This window comes from Enterobacter sp. Lyrl_3, from assembly GCF_051948675.1.
Taxonomy (GTDB): domain Bacteria; phylum Pseudomonadota; class Gammaproteobacteria; order Enterobacterales; family Enterobacteriaceae; genus Enterobacter; species Enterobacter cloacae.
Map to the genome: position 1 here is coordinate 126777 of NZ_JAYJLI010000005.1, position 18193 is coordinate 144969.

Genomic DNA, 18193 nt, shown 5'->3' on the forward strand with positions numbered 1-18193 from the left:
ACCATGAAATATTCATTAGGACCGGTGCTCTACTACTGGCCAAAAGAGACGCTGGAAGATTTTTATCAACAGGCCGCGACCAGCAGCGCCGATGTGATTTACCTTGGCGAAGCGGTATGCAGCAAGCGCCGTGCCACCAAAGTGGGCGACTGGCTGGAGATGGCGAAAAGCCTGGCCGGTAGCGGCAAACAGGTGGTGCTCTCTACGCTGGCGCTGGTGCAGGCCTCATCTGAACTGGGTGAGCTGAAGCGCTACGTGGAGAACGGCGAGTTTCTGCTGGAGGCCAGCGATCTGGGCGTGGTGAATATGTGCGCCGAACGCAAGCTGCCGTTTGTCGCGGGCCATGCATTGAACTGCTATAACGCCGTGACCCTGCGCCTGCTGCTGAAACAGGGGATGACGCGCTGGTGCATGCCGGTAGAGCTGTCGCGTGACTGGCTGGTAAACCTCCTGAACCAGTGTGACGAGCTGGGTATTCGCAACCAGTTTGAAGTGGAAGTGTTGAGCTATGGCCATCTGCCGCTGGCGTACTCTGCCCGCTGCTTCACTGCCCGCTCTGAAGATCGCCCGAAAGACGAGTGCGAAACCTGCTGCATCAAGTACCCGAACGGACGCAGCATGCTGTCGCAGGAGAATCAGCAGGTGTTTGTCCTTAACGGCATTCAGACCATGAGTGGTTATGTGTATAACCTTGGTAACGAGCTGGCGTCGATGGACGGACTGGTGGACATGGTACGTCTGTCCCCGCTGGACACCAGCGTGTTTGCCATGCTGGATGCTTTTCGCGCCAATGAAAACGGCGCATCGCCGCTGCCGCTGACGGCAAACAGTGACTGTAACGGCTACTGGAAGCGGCTGGCCGGACTGGAGTTGCAGGCCTGAAAAAGGCTCACTTTGTTAACAACGGTTATCATTATTTAATGCAGTATTAAAGATTGACCGTCGACAAAGTGAGCTGTTATGACTGACAAAACCCTTCCGTTTTCGGTGCTGGATCTGGCGCCGATCCCACAAGGCTCCTCGGCAAGAGAAGCCTTTTCGCACTCTCTCGATCTGGCTCAACTGGCCGAAAAGCGTGGCTATCACCGTTACTGGCTGGCGGAACATCACAACATGGTCGGCATCGCCAGCGCTGCCACCTCGGTGCTGATTGGCTATCTGGCCGCGAACACCACTACCCTGCACCTGGGATCCGGTGGCGTGATGCTGCCAAACCATGCTCCGCTGGTGATCGCCGAACAGTTTGGTACGCTGAATACCCTCTACCCGGGCCGTATTGATTTAGGCCTTGGCCGTGCGCCGGGCAGCGACCAGCCCACCATGCGCGCCCTGCGTCGCCATATGAGCGGTGACATCGACAATTTCCCGCGTGATGTGGCTGAACTGGTGGACTGGTTCGATGCGCGTGACCCGAACCCGCACGTGCGCCCGGTGCCGGGCTATGGCGAGAAGATCCCGGTATGGCTGTTAGGCTCAAGTCTTTATAGCGCGCAGCTTGCTGCACAGCTGGGGCTGCCCTTCGCGTTCGCCTCCCACTTCGCACCGGATATGCTGCATCAGGCGCTGCATCTCTACCGCACGAACTTCAAACCTTCTGAAAGGCTGGAGAAACCGTACGCGATGGTGTGTATCAACATCATTGCCGCCGACAGCAATCGCGATGCGGAATTCCTGTTTACCTCCATGCAGCAGGCGTTTGTGAAGCTGCGTCGCGGTGAGACCGGCCAGCTTCCACCGCCGGTGGAGAATATGCATCAGCTGTGGTCAGCTTCCGAGCAGTATGGTGTTCAACAGGCGCTGAGCATGTCGCTGGTGGGAGATAAAGCGAAGGTGCGTCACGGGCTTGAGGCGGTGCTGCGCGAAACGCAGGCTGATGAGATTATGGTTAACGGCCAGATTTTCGATCATCAGGCGCGTTTGCATTCGTTTGAGCTGGCGATGCAGGTGAAAGAGGAGTTGGTGGGGTAGTTTTTTTGCCCGGTGGCGCTTCGCTTACCGGGCCTACGGAACGCGTAGGCCGGATAAGGCGTAGCCGCCATCCGGCACAAAAACTTACTGATATACCGGCAACAGATTAAAGCTCGACAGCACGTGGACCAGCGCGTTACCAACACCAAACACCAGGATCAGTGCAATCATCGGTTTACCGCCCCAGACGCGGAATTTCGGGCTACCGAAGCGCTGACGGGATTTACGCGCCAGAAGCGCCGGCACAATTGCCGCCCAGATGGTAGCCGCCAGACCGGCATAACCAATGGCGAACAGGAAGCCGTTCGGCCACAGCAGGCCGCCCACCATCGGTGGCAGGAAGGTCAGCAGTGCGGTTTTGAAGCGCCCCATCGCGGAGTCATCAAAGCCAAACAGGTCCGCCAGATAGTCAAACAGGCCGAGCGTCACGCCGAGGAAAGAGCTCGCAACCGCAAAGTTGGAGAATACCACCAGCAGCAGATCCAGACTGCGGCTGTTCAGCACGCCGCTCAGCGCCTGCACCAGCACATCAATATTCCCGCCCTTCTGCGCAATACCGATAAACTCAGGACGCGGGATGTTGCCCATCGTCCCCAGCAGCCAAATCACATACAGCCCCAGCGCCAGCAGCGTACCGTAGACCAGGCACTTGACGATTGTCCGCGGGTCTTTGCCGTAGTACTTCATCAGGCTCGGTACGTTGCCGTGGTAGCCAAACGACGCCAGACAGAACGGCAGGGTCATCAGCAGATACGGCGTATACGACGTATTGGTTTCAGCCACGTTAAACAGTGTTGACGGGGTAACGTGCCCCAGCAGGCTACCGAAGGTCAGGAAGAAAGTGATGACCTTTGCGCCCAGAACGATGGCCGTCATCCGGCTTACCGCTTTGGTACTCATCCAGACGATAAACGCGACACCCAGCGCAAAGCACAACCCGGCGAGACGCGCCGGAACGTTCAACGACATCTCCGAAAAGGTGTGATGCAGAATCGAGCCGCTTGCTGAGATGTACGCGTAGGTCAGGATGTAGAGCACAAACGCGATGGAAAGACCGTTCACCAGGTTCCAGCCTTTACCCAGCAGATCTTTCGTGATGGTGTCGAAGCTGGAGCCAATGCGGTAGTTCAGGTTGGCTTCAAGGATCATCAGCCCTGAATGGAGCATACAGAACCAGGTGAAGACCAGCGCAGCCAGCGACCAGAAGAACCACGCACCGGACATGACCACTGGCAGGGAGAACATCCCGGCACCAATAATGGTTCCGCCGATGATCACCACGCCGCCAAGCAGCGAAGGTGACGTTTGGGTGGTGGTTAGTGTCGCCATACAGCCATATCTCCAGTCAAAAATGTGGTTTGCATTTTAATGTGCTGCACTGTACCAGTACAAGAGTACAAAGGGAATAAAAAAAGCCCCGATAGTCTTTATCGGGGCTGTATATATTACTTTACGTCAGAAACGAAAGGCTTAAGCGTCACCAAAACGACGACGGCTGGTGCCTTCTTCACGACGTGGGCCACGGCTATCACGGCGTTCACCGGAGAAACGACGTCCTTCACCACCGCGACCTTCGCTACGACCGCCTTCACGACGCTCGCCACCGAAACCGCGACCACCGCCACGACGTTCACCGCCACGGTCAGGACGTGGCTGTGCATCGCCCAGCAGCTGCATGTTCATCGGCTTGTTCAGGATGCGGGTGCGAGTAAAGTGCTGCAGTACTTCGCCCGGCATGCCTTTTGGCAGCTCGATGGTGGAGTGAGATGCGAACAGCTTGATGTTACCGATGTAACGGCTGCTGATGTCGCCTTCGTTCGCGATCGCGCCAACGATATGACGAACTTCAACACCATCATCACGGCCCACTTCAATGCGGTACAGTTCCATTTCGCCAGCGTCACGACGTGGACGGTCTTCGCCACCACGCTCTGAACGGTCACCACGTGGGCCACGATCGTTACGGTCACCACGGCGTTCGAAGCGATCGTCACGATCGCGGAACTCACGACGAGGACGCATCGGTGCATCTGGTGGCACGATCAGGGTACGTTCGCCCTGTGCCATCTTCAGCAGTGCTGCAGCCAGCGTTTCGATATCCAGCTCTTCGCCTTCAGCGGTTGGCTGAATCTGCGCCAGCAGCGCACGGTACTGATCCAGATCGCTGCTTTCCAGCTGCTGCTGGACTTTCGCGGCGAATTTTTCCAGACGGCGTTTGCCCAGCAGTTCTGCGTTTGGCAGCTCCGCTTCCGGAATGGTCAGCTTCATGGTGCGTTCAATGTTACGCAGCAGACGACGCTCGCGGTTCTCAACGAACAGCAGGGCACGACCCGCACGACCTGCACGACCGGTACGGCCGATACGGTGAACGTAAGACTCAGAGTCCATTGGGATGTCGTAGTTTACAACCAGGCTGATACGCTCAACGTCCAGACCACGTGCTGCCACGTCGGTTGCAATCAGGATATCCAGACGACCGTCTTTCAGACGCTCCAGCGTCTGCTCACGCAGAGCCTGGTTCATGTCGCCATTCAGCGCTGCGCTGTTGTAGCCGTTACGCTCCAGGGCTTCAGCCACTTCCAGGGTCGCGTTTTTGGTACGAACGAAGATAATCGCCGCATCAAAATCTTCCGCTTCCAGGAAACGCACCAGCGCTTCGTTTTTGCGCATGCCGTACACAGACCAGTAGCTCTGGCTGATGTCCGGGCGAGTGGTAACGCTGGACTGAATGCGCACTTCCTGCGGCTCTTTCATGAAGCGGCGGGTAATGCGACGGATTGCTTCTGGCATGGTGGCAGAGAACAGAGCGGTCTGGTGACCTTCCGGGATCTGCGCCATGATGGTTTCTACGTCTTCGATGAAGCCCATACGCAGCATTTCGTCGGCTTCATCCAGTACCAGACCGCTCAGTTTAGAGAGATCCAGTGTACCGCGCTTCAGGTGATCCAGCAGACGGCCCGGCGTACCGACAACAATCTGTGGGCCCTGGCGCAGGGCGCGTAACTGCACGTCATAACGCTGGCCGCCGTACAGGGCTACCACGTTTACGCCGCGCATGTGTTTAGAGAATTCCGTCATCGCTTCCGCAACCTGAACCGCCAGTTCACGGGTTGGAGCCAGGACGAGGATCTGCGGTGCACGCAGGTCCGGATCAATGTTGTTCAGCAGCGGCAGCGAGAATGCTGCGGTTTTGCCGCTACCAGTCTGGGCCATGCCCAGCACGTCACGACCAGAGAGCAGATGTGGGATACATTCTGCCTGGATCGGAGATGGTTTTTCGTAACCGAGATCGTTAAGAGCTTCAAGGATAGGAGCCTTCAGGCCCAGATCTGCAAAAGTGGTTTCGAATTCAGCCATGTAGTACGAGTGCCTCAATGTCAATGGCGGCCAGTCTACTTAGCTCATCGTGAAAATGATCTGCAATTTTCATTGAAAAGTGTGAACCGGCTCAAATTAGGTGTATTGACGAACAACAACGCCCTCACCAGTGAAGGTGATGGCAATCAAAAAGATTACGGGCTGATGTTTATGTCGTCAGCTATTGCTGGTCCGATTCTGCCAGGTCATCTTGCTCCTGGCCCAAGAGCGATAATTCCAACAATGCATAACGGTGCTCAACGAAGTTGTGTACGTTGTTAGCAACCGCTAATTTGAACAGTGCCGTAGCGCTGTCCTTATCCCCCAGACTTAGGTAGTACTTACCTAAATAGAAGTTGGTTTCACTGAGATGCTCAGCGAGCGAGGTGTTATCCGTTGCGTCCGCCTTGAGGCGTTCCATCAGCGTTGCTTCGCTAATGTTGCCCAGGTAGAACTCGACAATGTTCCATCCCCACTGTTCCTTGTCCGATTTGTCGAAGCGCTGTTTCAGTGCCTCTTTTGCCTGCTTCTCATCGAGCTTCTGCTCAACGATGTAAAGCCACAGGCTACGGAAAGGATCATTAGGATCGTCTTGATAAAACGCCAGCAGATCATCTTGCGCTAACTTATCACGACCGCCGTAATACAATGCGATACCGCGATTCAAGTGCGCGTAGTTGTAAGTTGGATCAAGCTCAAGTACAGAATCAAACGCTTCATAGGCAGCATCAAAATTGCCTGCCTGCGTTAAATAAATGCCTAAGTAATTGAATACTTCAGGCATATCAGGTCGGATAGCCAGCGCTTGTGAGAAATCATTTCGCGCTAATGCCCTCAGACCGAGACTATCATACAACACTCCGCGCTCATATAAAAGCTGTGCGCGTTCGTCATCGGTTAAAGCCCGACTGGCAAGAATTTGTTCCATGCGTGCCAGAATCACTTCCTGCTGCAAAGTCGGTTGCAATGGCACTGCGAGGACTTCGCTCTTACGCCAGGCAGAGTTGCTGCATCCTGCCAGCGTTAAAGCTGTCGCAACGAAACACCAGCGCAAAAAAGGCTTCATTTCCCACTCCCGAAGACAACTATTGGATGAACGTCCTGTCCCCCGGCGGCTTAACAAGGCGTCCTGCCTGATAATGGCCCTCCGCGATGCGGAGGGCAAATGGCAACCTTACTCGCCTTGCTGTTCTGCTGCCGGTGCTTCTGGCGCAGCAGCTGGCTGAGACTGCTCGGTTGCTTCTTTAATGCTCAGACGGATACGGCCCTGGCGGTCAACTTCCAGAACTTTAACCGGTACTTCCTGACCCATCTGCAGGTAATCAGTCACTTTCTCAACGCGCTTGTCAGCGATTTGAGAGATGTGTACCAGACCTTCTTTACCGCCACCGATGGCAACGAACGCGCCAAAGTCAACGATACGGGTCACTTTACCATTGTAGATACGGCCCACTTCGATTTCTGCAGTGATTTCTTCGATGCGACGAATCGCGAATTTCGCTTTTTCGCCGTCGGTCGCTGCGATCTTCACAGTACCGTCATCTTCGATTTCAATGGTGGTGCCGGTCTCTTCGGTCAGCGCACGGATCACGGAACCGCCCTTACCGATAACATCTTTGATCTTGTCTGGATTGATCTTGATGGTGTGAATACGCGGAGCGAATTCGGAGATATCACCGCGTGGCGCGTTGATAGCCTGTTCCATCACGCCCAGGATGTGCAGACGCGCACCTTTTGCCTGGTTCAGAGCAACCTGCATGATCTCTTTGGTGATGCCTTCAATTTTGATATCCATCTGCAGTGCAGAGATACCGTCGCGGGAACCCGCTACTTTGAAGTCCATATCGCCCAGGTGGTCTTCGTCGCCCAGAATGTCAGACAGAACAACAAAGTTGTCGCCCTCTTTCACCAGACCCATTGCGATACCCGCAACGGCGGCTTTGATTGGCACGCCTGCATCCATCAGCGCCAGAGAGGCACCACACACGGAAGCCATGGAAGAAGAACCGTTGGATTCGGTGATTTCAGAAACCACACGAACGGTGTACGGGAATTTGTCTGCGTCTGGCATCACTGCCAGCACGCCGCGCTTCGCCAGACGACCGTGACCAATTTCACGACGCTTAGGCGAACCCACCATACCGGTTTCCCCTACGGAGTACGGAGGGAAGTTATAGTGGAACAGGAAGCTGTCAGTGCGCTCGCCCATCAGCTCGTCGATGATCTGTGCGTCACGTGCAGTACCCAGGGTCGCGGTAACCAGCGCCTGCGTTTCGCCACGGGTGAACAGCGCAGAACCGTGAGTACGTGGCAGTACGCCAGTACGCACGTCCAGACCACGGATCATGTCTTTTTCACGGCCATCGATACGCGGCTCGCCAGCCAGTACGCGGCTACGAACAACGTTTTTCTCGATTGCGTGCAGAATTTCGCTCAGCTCGTTAGCATCCAGCGTTTCGTCTTCAGCAACCAGCGTGGCGATGGTTTCGTCTTTGATCACGTCAACCTGAGCATAACGCTCCTGCTTGTCGGTGATACGGTACGCATCGCTCAGACGCGCTTCAGCCAGTGCAGCAACGCGTGCGTTCAGCGCGTCGTTAGCAGCTTCAGGCTGCCAGTCCCAACGTGGTTTACCGGCTTCTTTCACCAGCTCGTTGATGTTCTGGATAACAACCTGCTGTTGGTCGTGGCCGAAGACCACAGCGCCCAGCATCTGGTCTTCGCTCAGCAGCTCTGCTTCAGACTCAACCATCAGAACGGCGGCTTCCGTACCGGCAACAACCAGGTCCAGCTTACTTTCTTTCAGCTCTTCCTGAGTCGGGTTCAGCACGTACTGGTCGTTGATGTAACCAACGCGCGCGGCACCGATAGGACCATTGAATGGAATACCGGACAGAGACAGCGCAGCGGAGGCACCGATCATCGCAACGATATCCGGGTTAACCTGTGGGTTAACGGAAACCACGGTCGCGATAACCTGCACTTCGTTTACAAAGCCTTCCGGGAACAGCGGACGAACCGGGCGGTCAATCAGACGCGCGATCAGGGTTTCGCCTTCGCTTGGACGGCCTTCACGACGGAAGAAGCCACCCGGGATTTTACCGGCAGCGTAAGTACGCTCCTGGTAGTTAACGGTCAGTGGGAAGAAGTCCTGACCTGGTTTAGCTTTTTTCTGGCCAACAACGGTCACGAATACCGCGGTGTCATCCATGCTTACCATAACGGCAGCAGTAGCCTGACGTGCCATCATGCCGGTTTCCAGCGTGACGGTATGCTGACCATACTGGAATTTACGAACGATCGGATTCAGCAAAATTCTGTCCTTTCTTAAATGTTTGACAGCACACCACCGGTGTGCTGACGATTTAACCCGACCTTCTTCGCATCCTCGCGACTAATGACAACCAACACCCCCATGGGTGAAGCCTCTCATTAGCCGCGCGAACCTCTGCAAGGAAGATCATTTATAGCAACAATACAATAGTTTCCAGTGAATTGCTGCGGTCCGGTTGAAAAAAGGGGCCATCAGGCCCCCTTTTCTGAAACTCGCAAGACTTAGCGACGCAGACCCAGACGCTCGATCAGCGCGGAGTAACGTGCAACATCTTTACGTTTCAGGTAGTCGAGCAGTTTACGACGCTGAGAAACCATACGCAGCAGACCACGACGGCTGTGGTGATCTTTTTTGTGCTCTGCAAAGTGACCCTGCAGGTGGTTAATCTGTGCAGTCAGCAGTGCAACCTGAACTTCGGTAGAACCGCTGTCGTTAGTACCACGACCAAACTCAGAAACGATTTTAGCTTTAGCTTCAACGCTTAGAGACATTTTCAAACTCCAAAGTATAAAGAATGTAAGGATGCCGATCTCTAATTCAGCGATCCCCGTATACGCCCCGCAAAATTGTTAAACAATTTGCCGGACGTTAAGCCGCGATATTCTACTCGCCTCACCGGTTTACCGCAAGGTGAGCTGATATCGCCGTCAGCCTTCGACCGGGTATTCCACCACCAGACGGCGGGGCGCAACGCGTCCTTCACCGTCCATTTCACCCATGCCGATAAACTTACCGTCATCCCCTTCGGTCACGCGTACCAGGCCTTCCAGCGGTGCATTCGTGGTCCGAACCGGGTTTCCGTTCTTAAAGTAAACGGACGATGTTAAAGGAAGATTAACAACCGGGAAGTCGGCCGCCGGGCTGTCCATAGGCATCAGCAGCGGGTCAAGCAAATCTGCCGCGGCAACACCCTGCGCTTGCGCCTGTTCAACCAGCGCGTGCAGATGCTCAAGGGTCACCATCCGCTCAACCGGATATTTACTGACGGCCAGGCGATGCAGGTAGATAACATGCGCACCGCAGCCCAGCTTCTCGCCCAGGTCATCGATAATAGTGCGAATATAGGTGCCTTTCGAACAGTGCACTTCCAGCTCCAGTTCGTCACCCTCGTGGCGAATAAAGAGCAGTTCATACACGGTAATCGGGCGGCCTTCACGCGGCACTTCAATACCCTGGCGCGCATATTCGTAGAGCTTTTTACCCTGATATTTCAGTGCAGAATACATCGACGGCACCTGCAGCGTATCGCCACGGAAGCTCTCCAGCGCCGCATCCAGTTGCTCTGCGCTAAACGTCACAGGACGCTCTTCCACCACCTGACCATCGGCATCGGAGGTGTCCGTGCGCTGGCCCAGCCTGGCGATAACGCGATAACGCTTATCGGAATCCAGCAGGTACTGAGAAAACTTTGTTGCCTCCCCCAGGCAGATGGGCAGCATGCCCGTCGCCAGGGGGTCCAGCGCGCCTGTATGGCCCGCACGGTTGGCATTATAAATACGCTTCACTTTTTGCAGCACGTCGTTGCTGGATGCGCCCTGGGGTTTATCCAGCAGCAGCACACCATGCACGTCGCGGCCACGACGACGAGGACGACTCATCAGTCCTCCTTGCTGTCGTCCGCCGGGTTAACACGACGTTCGTCGTCATGTTTCACCACGCTGGTCACCAGGTTGGACATACGCATACCTTCGACCAGGGAGTTGTCGTAGAAGAAGGTCAGCTCAGGCACGATACGCAGGCGCATCGCTTTGCCGAGCAGAGAGCGGATGAAACCAGAGGCTTCCTGCAGCGCTTTAATGCCATTTTTCACTGCCGCTTCGTCCTGATCGTTCAGGAACGTCACGAACACTTTGGCATACGCGAGGTCACGGGACATCTCCACGCCGGACACGGTGGTCATCATGCCCACACGCGGATCTTTAATTTCGCGTTGCAGAATGAGTGCGATCTCTTTCTGCATTTCCTGCGCTACGCGCTGCGGGCGACCAAATTCTTTCGCCATAATAAATTCTCCAGACAAAAAAGGGGCTAAAGCCCCTTTTTAAAATTATTGCCGGGTGGCACGAGGCGATCCCGGCCGACATATGGACCTATCCCAACAGGATTAGTCGATGCTGCGTTGGATCTCGATGATTTCGAACACTTCGATCATATCGCCAACGCGAACGTCGTTGTAGTTCTTCACGCCGATACCACATTCCATGCCGTTACGGACTTCGTTAACGTCATCTTTGAAGCGGCGCAGAGATTCCAGCTCGCCTTCGTAGATAACCACGTTGTCACGCAGTACGCGGATTGGGTTGTGACGCTTGATGGTACCTTCGGTAACCATACAGCCCGCGATCGCACCGAATTTCGGCGATTTGAACACATCGCGCACTTCGGCCAGACCGATGATCTGCTGTTTCAGCTCTGGAGACAGCATACCGCTCATCGCTGCTTTCACTTCGTCGATCAGGTTATAGATGACGGAGTAGTAACGCAGATCCAGGCTTTCTGCTTCGATCACGCGGCGAGCAGACGCATCAGCACGCACGTTGAAGCCAACCAGAATGGCGTTAGAAGCAGCCGCCAGGGTTGCGTCGGTTTCGGTGATACCACCTACGCCAGAACCGATGATCTTCACTTTAACTTCGTCAGTAGACAGTTTCAGCAAGGAGTCGGAAATCGCTTCCACAGAACCCTGAACGTCAGCTTTCAGTACGACGTTCACTTCGTGAACTTCGCCTTCAGCCATGTTCGCGAACATGTTCTCGAGTTTAGATTTCTGCTGACGAGCCAGTTTAACTTCACGGAATTTGCCCTGACGGTACAGTGCAACTTCACGCGCTTTCTTCTCGTCACGCACAACGGTCACTTCGTCACCGGCAGCCGGCACACCGGACAGACCGAGGATTTCCACTGGAATGGACGGACCTGCTTCCAGCACTTCCTGACCCAGTTCGTTACGCATCGCACGAACACGACCGTATTCGAAACCACACAGGACGATATCGCCTTTATGCAGTGTACCTTCGCGAACCAGAACGGTAGCCACCGGGCCACGGCCTTTATCCAGGAAGGATTCGATGACCGCGCCGCTCGCCATACCGTTACGGATCGCTTTCAGCTCCAGAACTTCAGCCTGCAGCAGGATCGCGTCCAGCAGCTCGTCGATACCAGTACCTGCTTTCGCAGACACGTGTACGAACTGGCTTTCACCGCCCCACTCTTCTGGCAGGATGCCGTACTGGGACAGTTCGTTTTTAACACGATCTGGATCCGCTTCTGGCTTATCGATCTTGTTCACTGCAACCACAACCGGCACACCCGCCGCTTTCGCGTGCTGGATAGCTTCGATGGTCTGTGGCATCACGCCATCGTCTGCAGCAACAACCAGAACAACGATATCTGTCGCCTGAGCACCACGAGCACGCATTGAGGTAAACGCGGCGTGGCCTGGGGTATCCAGGAAGGTGATCATACCGTTGTCGGTTTCTACGTGATATGCACCGATGTGCTGGGTAATACCACCCGCTTCACCGGAAGCCACTTTCGTAGAACGAATGTAGTCGAGCAGAGAGGTTTTACCGTGGTCAACGTGACCCATGATGGTCACAACTGGCGCACGCGGTTCTGCCGCAGCACCGGTATCACGGTCGCTCATTACTGCTTCTTCCAGCTCGTTTTCACGACGCAGGATAACTTTGTGGCCCATCTCTTCGGCAACCAGCTGTGCGGTTTCCTGGTCGATCACCTGGTTGATGGTCGCCATTGCGCCCAGTTTCATCATCGCTTTGATGACCTGAGAGCCTTTAACCGCCATTTTGTTCGCCAGATCGCCAACGGTGATGGTTTCGCCGATCACAACGTCACGGTTAACGGCCTGAGCTGGCTTCTGGAAGCCCTGCTGCAGGGAAGAACCTTTACGCTGTTTGCCGCCTTTACCGCCACGCACGGCTGCACGCGCTTCTTCACGGTCAGCTTTAGACTCGGCGTGTTTGTTGCCTTTTTTCGCCGGACGCGCTGCTTTCGCATTGCGACCACGACCACGGCCGCCTTCTACTTCACGGTCGTTATCATCTTCAGCCTGACGCGCGTGCTGAGAAGTGGTCACGTGATAGTCGCTGGTATCTTCAGACTGCTCAGCGGTATCAATACCGTTCTTCTCGTTTTCTTCTGCCATACGGCGCGCTTCTTCAGCCACACGACGCGCTTCTTCTTCAAGCTTGCGGCGTGCTTCTTCTTCGGCTTTACGCTTCAGTTCGGCAGCTTCATTTTCACGACGGGCTTTTTCAGCCTGGGCGGTTTTGGTCATTTCGTCTGTCTGTTGATTGCTCACTTTGTCTTTTTCCGCAGCTTCACGCTTCACTTTTTCACTTGCGTCGCGTTTCGCTTTTTCTGCGGCCTCACGTTCAGCTTTTAATTCTGCCTCACGTTTGGCAGTTGCTTCTGCCTCACGCTGAGCTTGTTCTTCCGCTTCACGCTGTGCCTGCTCTTCCGCGGCAAGGCGCTCAGCCTCTTGCGGATCACGTTTTACAAAGGTGCGCGTCTTGCGGACTTCAATTTGTACCGATTTACTTTTGCCACCGGTACCTGGAATATTCAACGTGCTGCGCGTTTTGCGCTGCAGCGTCAGCTTGTCAGGCGCAGAGCCGTGTTCACGGTTGAGGTGCGCTAACAAGGTTTGTTTTTCGTTTGCCGTCACTGAGTCATCAGCGGTCTTCGGGATCCCTGCATCAGCAAATTGCTGTACCAGGCGGTCCACGGAGGTCTGAATCTCAGCAGCCAGCGATTTTACAGTTACATCAGTCATGCTGTTCCTTCCTGCTACAGTTTATTACGCTTCGTCGCCGAACCAGCAAATATTACGTGCGGCCATGATGAGTTCGCCGGCTTTCTCGTCGGTTAAACCTTCGATATCAGCCAGGTCATCAACGCCTTGCTCAGCGAGATCTTCCAGCGTACAAACACCACGGGCAGCCAGCTTGAACGCAATCGCACGATCAAGACCTTCCAGATTCAGCAGGTCATCAGCCGGCTTTTTATCGCCAAGGCTTTCTTCCTGAGCCAGTGCCAGGGTGGTCAGTGCGTTTTTAGCGCGTTCACGCAGGGCTTCAACGGTTGGTTCATCCAGACCGTCAATTTCCAGCAGCTCTTTCATTGGCACATAGGCCAGTTCTTCCAGCGTAGAGAAACCTTCTTCTACCAGAACCGTGGCGAACTCTTCGTCAATGTCCAGGTATTTCGTGAAGGTATCGATCGCCGCATGGGCTTCAGCCTGATGCTTGGCCTGCAGGTCATCAACGGTCATCACGTTGAGTTCCCAGCCGCTCAGCTGTGACGCCAGGCGTACGTTCTGACCGTTACGGCCGATTGCCTGCGCCAGGTTACCCGCTTCAACAGCGATATCCATGGTGTGTTTGTCTTCGTCAACAACGATAGACGCCACATCCGCCGGAGCCATTGCGTTGATCACGAACTGCGCCGGGTTGTCATCCCACAGAACGATATCGATACGTTCGCCGCCCAGCTCGGTAGAGACCGCCTGAACACGCGCACCACGCATACCGACGCAAGCACCGACCGGGTCGATACGCTTGTCGTTGGTTTTCACCGCAATTTTCGCACGGGAGCCCGGATCGCGAGCCGCCGCTTTAATTTCGATAACTTCTTCGCCGATTTCAGGCACTTCGATACGGAACAGTTCAACCAGCATTTCTGGTTTAGAACGGGTCACGAACAGCTGTGCACCACGCGCTTCAGGGCGAACGGCATACAGCACACCACGGATACGGTCGCCAGGGCGGAAGTTTTCACGCGGCAGCATGTCTTCACGGAGAATCACAGCTTCAGCGTTGCCCGGCATCCCTTCGGATTTGATCTCCAGAGAGATGTTGTCGCGGTTCACTTTCTTCACCACGCCAGTGATGATTTCGCCTTCCTGATCGCGGAACTGATCGACAACCAGCGCACGCTCGGCTTCGCGAACTTTCTGCACGATAACCTGTTTTGCGGTCTGGGTGGTGATACGGTCGAAGGTCACAGACTCAATCTGATCTTCAACATAGTCACCAACGTTCAGGCTTTCGTCTTCAAAACGCGCCGCTTCCAGGGTGATCTCTTTGGTTGGCTGGGTCACTTCTTCAACGATTACCCAACGACGGAATGTATCGAAGTCACCGCTTTTACGATCGATTTCTACGCGAACATCGATCTCTTGTTCGTATTTTTTCTTGGTTGCTGTAGCCAGTGCACTTTCCAGCGCTTCAAAAATCTTTTCACGCGGCAGTGATTTCTCGTTGGAGACGGCTTCAACAACAGCCAAAATTTCTTTGTTCATCGCGGGCTTTTCACCTCAATCCAGACTGTTAAAAGTGGGGAACCAGGTTCGCCTTCTGGATATTACTCAGCGCGAACACTTCATCTTTGCCTTCGACTGTTACCGTGATCATTTCACCATCAACGGCTTTGATAATTCCCTGCCATTTACGGCGGTTCTGTACGGCCATACGCAGAACGAGAGCCACTTCTTCACCGGTAAAGCGCACATAGTGCTCGGCCGTGAACATCGGGCGATCGAGGCCAGGTGAGGAAACTTCCAGGTTGTACGCAACGGTAATTGGGTCTTCAACATCAAGAACCGCACTCACCTGGTGGCTAACATCAGCACAATCATCAACATTGATGCCATCTTCACTATCAATATAGATGCGCAGCGTCGATGTGCGGCCGCGAACGAATTCGATGCCGACCAGTTCGTAGCCCAGTGCTTCGACCGGTGCAGTAATCATCTCTGTTAATTTTTGCTCTAATGTGGACAAGCCCACCCCCAAGACATAAAAAAAGGGCGTAAAGCCCAGTTATTCTGTAGTCAGATAACAAAAAACCCCGATAAATCGGGGCTTTAGATAACTGAACCCTATAGCCACAACTGTGGCCTGGAGCACTCTCCGAAAGAATTTTTTCAAATCCAGCTACGAAGGCTCTGAGTCTTCACAGTATATTTGAAAAATGACTTTATGGGAAAGTGGTTGCGGGGGCCGGATTTGAACCGACGACCTTCGGGTTATGAGCCCGACGAGCTACCAGGCTGCTCCACCCCGCGCCTGAAACGTGGCAAATTCTACGCGTTTTGGACAGAATTTGCAAATAATGCTGGGATTTGGTACCGAAGACGGGACGTAAAACCGGCGTTTAGTATATTGATAGTGAGCCCCATCTGTCAACTCAGTTTCCGCCAGGGCATACTGAGGGAAATTTTTACAAAAAACGCACGAGTCTCTTCCGGTCATCGACAAAAGATGATTAAATGAATACTCACTTATTTTGCATAAACATGCATCGAGAGCGAAAGCGGTCTCTAATCAGTCAATCACGCAGGGTTTTATTTTATGACGACGATTCTCAAGCATCTTCCGGTAGGACAACGTATTGGCATCGCTTTTTCAGGCGGCCTGGATACCAGCGCTGCACTGCTGTGGATGCGCCAAAAGGGAGCGGTTCCGTATGCATATACTGCGAACCTGGGTCAGCCGGATGAGGACGACTATGATGCCATTCCTCGTCGTGCTAAAGAGTATGGCGCAGAGAACGCACGTCTGATTGATTGTCGTAAGCAGCTGGTCGCCGAAGGTATTGCCGCTATCCAGTGTGGCGCGTTCCATAATACCACTGGCGGTCTGACCTATTTCAACACCACCCCACTGGGCCGTGCCGTGACCGGCACCATGCTGGTTGCCGCCATGAAAGAAGATGGCGTGAACATCTGGGGTGACGGCAGTACCTATAAAGGCAACGACATTGAACGTTTCTATCGTTATGGCCTGCTGACCAACGCCGAGCTGCAGATTTACAAACCGTGGCTGGATACCGATTTTATTGATGAGCTGGGCGGCCGTCATGAAATGTCTGAATTTATGATCGCCTGCGGCTTCGACTATAAGATGTCCGTCGAAAAAGCCTACTCCACTGACTCCAACATGCTGGGCGCAACGCACGAAGCAAAAGATCTGGAGTTCCTGAACTCCAGCGTGAAAATCGTTAACCCAATCATGGGCGTGAAATTCTGGGATGAAAGCGTCAAAATCCCGGCAGAAGAAGTGACCGTGCGTTTCGAGCGTGGCCACCCGGTTGCCCTGAACGGCAAGACCTTCTCTGATGATGTGGAACTGATGCTGGAAGCGAACCGCATCGGCGGTCGTCACGGCCTGGGTATGAGCGATCAGATCGAAAACCGTATCATCGAAGCGAAAAGCCGTGGCATCTATGAAGCCCCGGGGATGGCGCTGCTGCACATTGCCTATGAGCGTCTGCTGACCGGCATTCACAACGAAGATACCATCGAGCAGTATCACTCCCATGGCCGTCAGTTGGGTAAACTGCTGTATCAGGGCCGCTGGTTCGATCCACAGGCACTGATGCTGCGTGATGCCCTGCAGCGTTGGGTGGCAAGCGCTATCACTGGCGAAGTCACTCTGGAACTGCGTCGCGGGAATGACTACTCCATTCTGAACACTGTGTCTGACAACCTGACCTACAAAGCAGAACGTCTGACCATGGAAAAAGGTGAATCCGTGTTCTCACCTGATGACCGTATCGGCCAGCTGACCATGCGTAATCTGGATATCACCGATACCCGTGAGAAGCTGTTCAACTACGTTGAGAATGGCCTGCTGTCAGCCAGTTCCGACAACGGCCTGCCGCAGGTTGAAAACCTGGAGCACAGCGATAAGAAGTAATCGAGAGAAGACATCCAAAAGGCGCCCAACAGGCGCCTTTTTTGTAGCCTTCGTAGGCCCGGTAAGCGCAGCGCCACCGGGCAATGGCGGGTGGCGCTGCGCTTACCCGCCCTACAAAGGATCAGATCCACAGAATACAGACGAAAAAAAAGACGTCTTTCGACGTCTTTTTTCTGGAATATTGGTACCGAGGATGGGACTCGAACCCACAAGCCCGTTAGGGCACTACCACCTCAAGGTAGCGTGTCTACCAATTCCACCACCTCGGTACGGAATACTTACTGCGGGATATCGCTGGTTGGCTTAGCCGGTGCAGCTGGCTGAGTCTGCTCAGTTTTCGCTGGCGCGCTCAGGTTTTCCCACTCGCTTCCTTTGCTGGTCTTGTTGCTGTTGATATTGCCAAGCACCAGGCTGATGATGAAGAACAGCGTAGCCAGAATCGCTGTAGTACGGGTCATGAAGTTCGCAGAACCACTTGAACCGAACAGCGTACCGGAAGCGCCTGCTCCGAAGGAGGCTCCCATATCAGCGCCTTTACCTTGCTGCAGCATAATCAGCGCTACGAGAGCGATGGCTACAATAAGGAAAATAACTAAAAGAGCTTCGTACATAATCAACCTGTTCCTTGCGGATTTGCCGCATACCAATGCTTCGACCAATTAGCAGGATTTTTGTTTCCCACTGAAGCGGGTGTGAATACTAACCAAAGCGAATGACCTTCGCAAGGGCAATTTTGACGCATTGTATCAACTGCAGAAAAAAACAGCAAAAAGCCATTAAATGCTTAAAACTAAGGCGGCAAGCGCCGCCTTTT

General features: G+C 54.2%; 15 protein-coding genes and 2 tRNA genes. 3 read left to right on the forward strand and 14 right to left on the reverse strand.

The features are described from left to right. Nucleotides 1-3 precede the first annotated feature (3 nt). Nucleotides 4-882, forward strand: coding sequence for a U32 family peptidase (locus VF709_RS12490; RefSeq protein ID WP_038420694.1), 879 nt, complete (start codon nucleotides 4-6; stop codon nucleotides 880-882). A gap of 78 nt (nucleotides 883-960) precedes the next feature. Next, nucleotides 961-1968, forward strand: a complete 1008-nt coding sequence (locus VF709_RS12495; protein ID WP_023621081.1) for a luciferase-like monooxygenase — start codon at nucleotides 961-963, stop codon at nucleotides 1966-1968. An 84-nt stretch (nucleotides 1969-2052) separates the two neighbouring features. On the opposite strand, the gene mtr is transcribed toward VF709_RS12495, so the two are convergent. The 12 genes from mtr to VF709_RS12555 all read right to left on the reverse strand — a co-directional run bounded on the left by mtr (nucleotide 2053) and on the right by VF709_RS12555 (nucleotide 15746). After that, nucleotides 2053-3297 (reverse strand): tryptophan permease, encoded by a 1245-nt coding sequence (mtr, locus tag VF709_RS12500; RefSeq protein WP_440231674.1) that lies wholly within the window; start codon nucleotides 3295-3297, stop codon nucleotides 2053-2055. 141 nt (nucleotides 3298-3438) lie between these two features. Further along, the gene (locus VF709_RS12505) at nucleotides 3439-5325 is read right to left on the reverse strand and encodes a DEAD/DEAH family ATP-dependent RNA helicase (protein ID WP_440231675.1); all 1887 of its coding nucleotides are present in this window, start codon (nucleotides 5323-5325) and stop codon (nucleotides 3439-3441) included. Beyond that, a complete protein-coding gene (gene yrbN / locus VF709_RS12510) occupies nucleotides 5318-5398 on the reverse strand; it encodes a protein YrbN (RefSeq protein ID WP_097533792.1) in 81 nt (26 codons plus the stop codon). Before yrbN ends, VF709_RS12505 begins: the two co-directional genes overlap by 8 nt. Before the next feature lie 108 nt (nucleotides 5399-5506). After that, a complete protein-coding gene (gene nlpI, locus VF709_RS12515) occupies nucleotides 5507-6391 on the reverse strand; it encodes a lipoprotein NlpI (RefSeq protein WP_013098912.1) in 885 nt (294 codons plus the stop codon). A gap of 108 nt (nucleotides 6392-6499) precedes the next feature. Then, nucleotides 6500-8638 (reverse strand): polyribonucleotide nucleotidyltransferase, encoded by a 2139-nt coding sequence (gene pnp / locus VF709_RS12520; RefSeq protein WP_013098913.1) that lies wholly within the window; start codon nucleotides 8636-8638, stop codon nucleotides 6500-6502. A 242-nt stretch (nucleotides 8639-8880) separates the two neighbouring features. Further along, on the reverse strand, nucleotides 8881-9150 hold the full coding sequence (rpsO, locus tag VF709_RS12525) for a 30S ribosomal protein S15 (protein WP_013098914.1): 270 nt from the start codon (nucleotides 9148-9150) through the stop codon (nucleotides 8881-8883). A 156-nt stretch (nucleotides 9151-9306) separates the two neighbouring features. Continuing rightward, nucleotides 9307-10257, reverse strand: a complete 951-nt coding sequence (gene truB / locus VF709_RS12530; protein WP_149896667.1) for a tRNA pseudouridine(55) synthase TruB — start codon at nucleotides 10255-10257, stop codon at nucleotides 9307-9309. Beyond that, nucleotides 10257-10661, reverse strand: coding sequence for a 30S ribosome-binding factor RbfA (gene rbfA / locus VF709_RS12535; protein WP_003024988.1), 405 nt, complete (start codon nucleotides 10659-10661; stop codon nucleotides 10257-10259). Before rbfA ends, truB begins: the two co-directional genes overlap by 1 nt. A gap of 102 nt (nucleotides 10662-10763) precedes the next feature. Then, a complete protein-coding gene (gene infB, locus VF709_RS12540) occupies nucleotides 10764-13454 on the reverse strand; it encodes a translation initiation factor IF-2 (protein ID WP_013098916.1) in 2691 nt (896 codons plus the stop codon). Nucleotides 13455-13478: 24 nt separating this feature from the next. Then, a complete protein-coding gene (nusA, locus tag VF709_RS12545; protein ID WP_013098917.1) occupies nucleotides 13479-14981 on the reverse strand; it encodes a transcription termination factor NusA in 1503 nt (500 codons plus the stop codon). Between the two features lie 28 nt (nucleotides 14982-15009). After that, a complete protein-coding gene (rimP, locus tag VF709_RS12550) occupies nucleotides 15010-15462 on the reverse strand; it encodes a ribosome maturation factor RimP (RefSeq protein WP_014833432.1) in 453 nt (150 codons plus the stop codon). A gap of 207 nt (nucleotides 15463-15669) precedes the next feature. Continuing rightward, a tRNA-Met gene (locus VF709_RS12555) sits at nucleotides 15670-15746 on the reverse strand. 286 nt (nucleotides 15747-16032) lie between these two features. On the opposite strand from VF709_RS12555, the gene argG reads away from it, so the two are divergent. Beyond that, the gene (gene argG / locus VF709_RS12560; protein WP_114519279.1) at nucleotides 16033-17379 is read left to right on the forward strand and encodes an argininosuccinate synthase; all 1347 of its coding nucleotides are present in this window, start codon (nucleotides 16033-16035) and stop codon (nucleotides 17377-17379) included. A gap of 182 nt (nucleotides 17380-17561) precedes the next feature. Here the strand turns inward: argG and VF709_RS12565 are convergent. Both VF709_RS12565 and secG read right to left on the reverse strand, forming a co-directional pair. Continuing rightward, nucleotides 17562-17648: transfer RNA gene (locus VF709_RS12565), tRNA-Leu, on the reverse strand. Between the two features lie 9 nt (nucleotides 17649-17657). Further along, nucleotides 17658-17990: a preprotein translocase subunit SecG gene (secG, locus tag VF709_RS12570; protein WP_003861803.1), complete on the reverse strand. Its 333-nt coding sequence runs from the start codon at nucleotides 17988-17990 to the stop codon at nucleotides 17658-17660. Between the last annotated feature and the right edge of the window lie 203 nt (nucleotides 17991-18193).

Coding starts and splice junctions, on each gene's coding strand:
- VF709_RS12490 (WP_038420694.1), top strand. CDS start 4: ATGAAATATTCATTAGGACCGGTGCTCTACTACTGGCCAAAAGAGACG.
- VF709_RS12495 (WP_023621081.1), top strand. CDS start 961: ATGACTGACAAAACCCTTCCGTTTTCGGTGCTGGATCTGGCGCCGATC.
- mtr (WP_440231674.1), bottom strand. CDS start 3,297: ATGGCGACACTAACCACCACCCAAACGTCACCTTCGCTGCTTGGCGGC.
- VF709_RS12505 (WP_440231675.1), bottom strand. CDS start 5,325: ATGGCTGAATTCGAAACCACTTTTGCAGATCTGGGCCTGAAGGCTCCT.
- yrbN (WP_097533792.1), bottom strand. CDS start 5,398: ATGAAAATTGCAGATCATTTTCACGATGAGCTAAGTAGACTGGCCGCC.
- nlpI (WP_013098912.1), bottom strand. CDS start 6,391: ATGAAGCCTTTTTTGCGCTGGTGTTTCGTTGCGACAGCTTTAACGCTG.
- rpsO (WP_013098914.1), bottom strand. CDS start 9,150: ATGTCTCTAAGCGTTGAAGCTAAAGCTAAAATCGTTTCTGAGTTTGGT.
- truB (WP_149896667.1), bottom strand. CDS start 10,257: ATGAGTCGTCCTCGTCGTCGTGGCCGCGACGTGCATGGTGTGCTGCTG.
- rbfA (WP_003024988.1), bottom strand. CDS start 10,661: ATGGCGAAAGAATTTGGTCGCCCGCAGCGCGTAGCGCAGGAAATGCAG.
- infB (WP_013098916.1), bottom strand. CDS start 13,454: ATGACTGATGTAACTGTAAAATCGCTGGCTGCTGAGATTCAGACCTCC.
- nusA (WP_013098917.1), bottom strand. CDS start 14,981: ATGAACAAAGAAATTTTGGCTGTTGTTGAAGCCGTCTCCAACGAGAAA.
- argG (WP_114519279.1), top strand. CDS start 16,033: ATGACGACGATTCTCAAGCATCTTCCGGTAGGACAACGTATTGGCATC.
- secG (WP_003861803.1), bottom strand. CDS start 17,990: ATGTACGAAGCTCTTTTAGTTATTTTCCTTATTGTAGCCATCGCTCTC.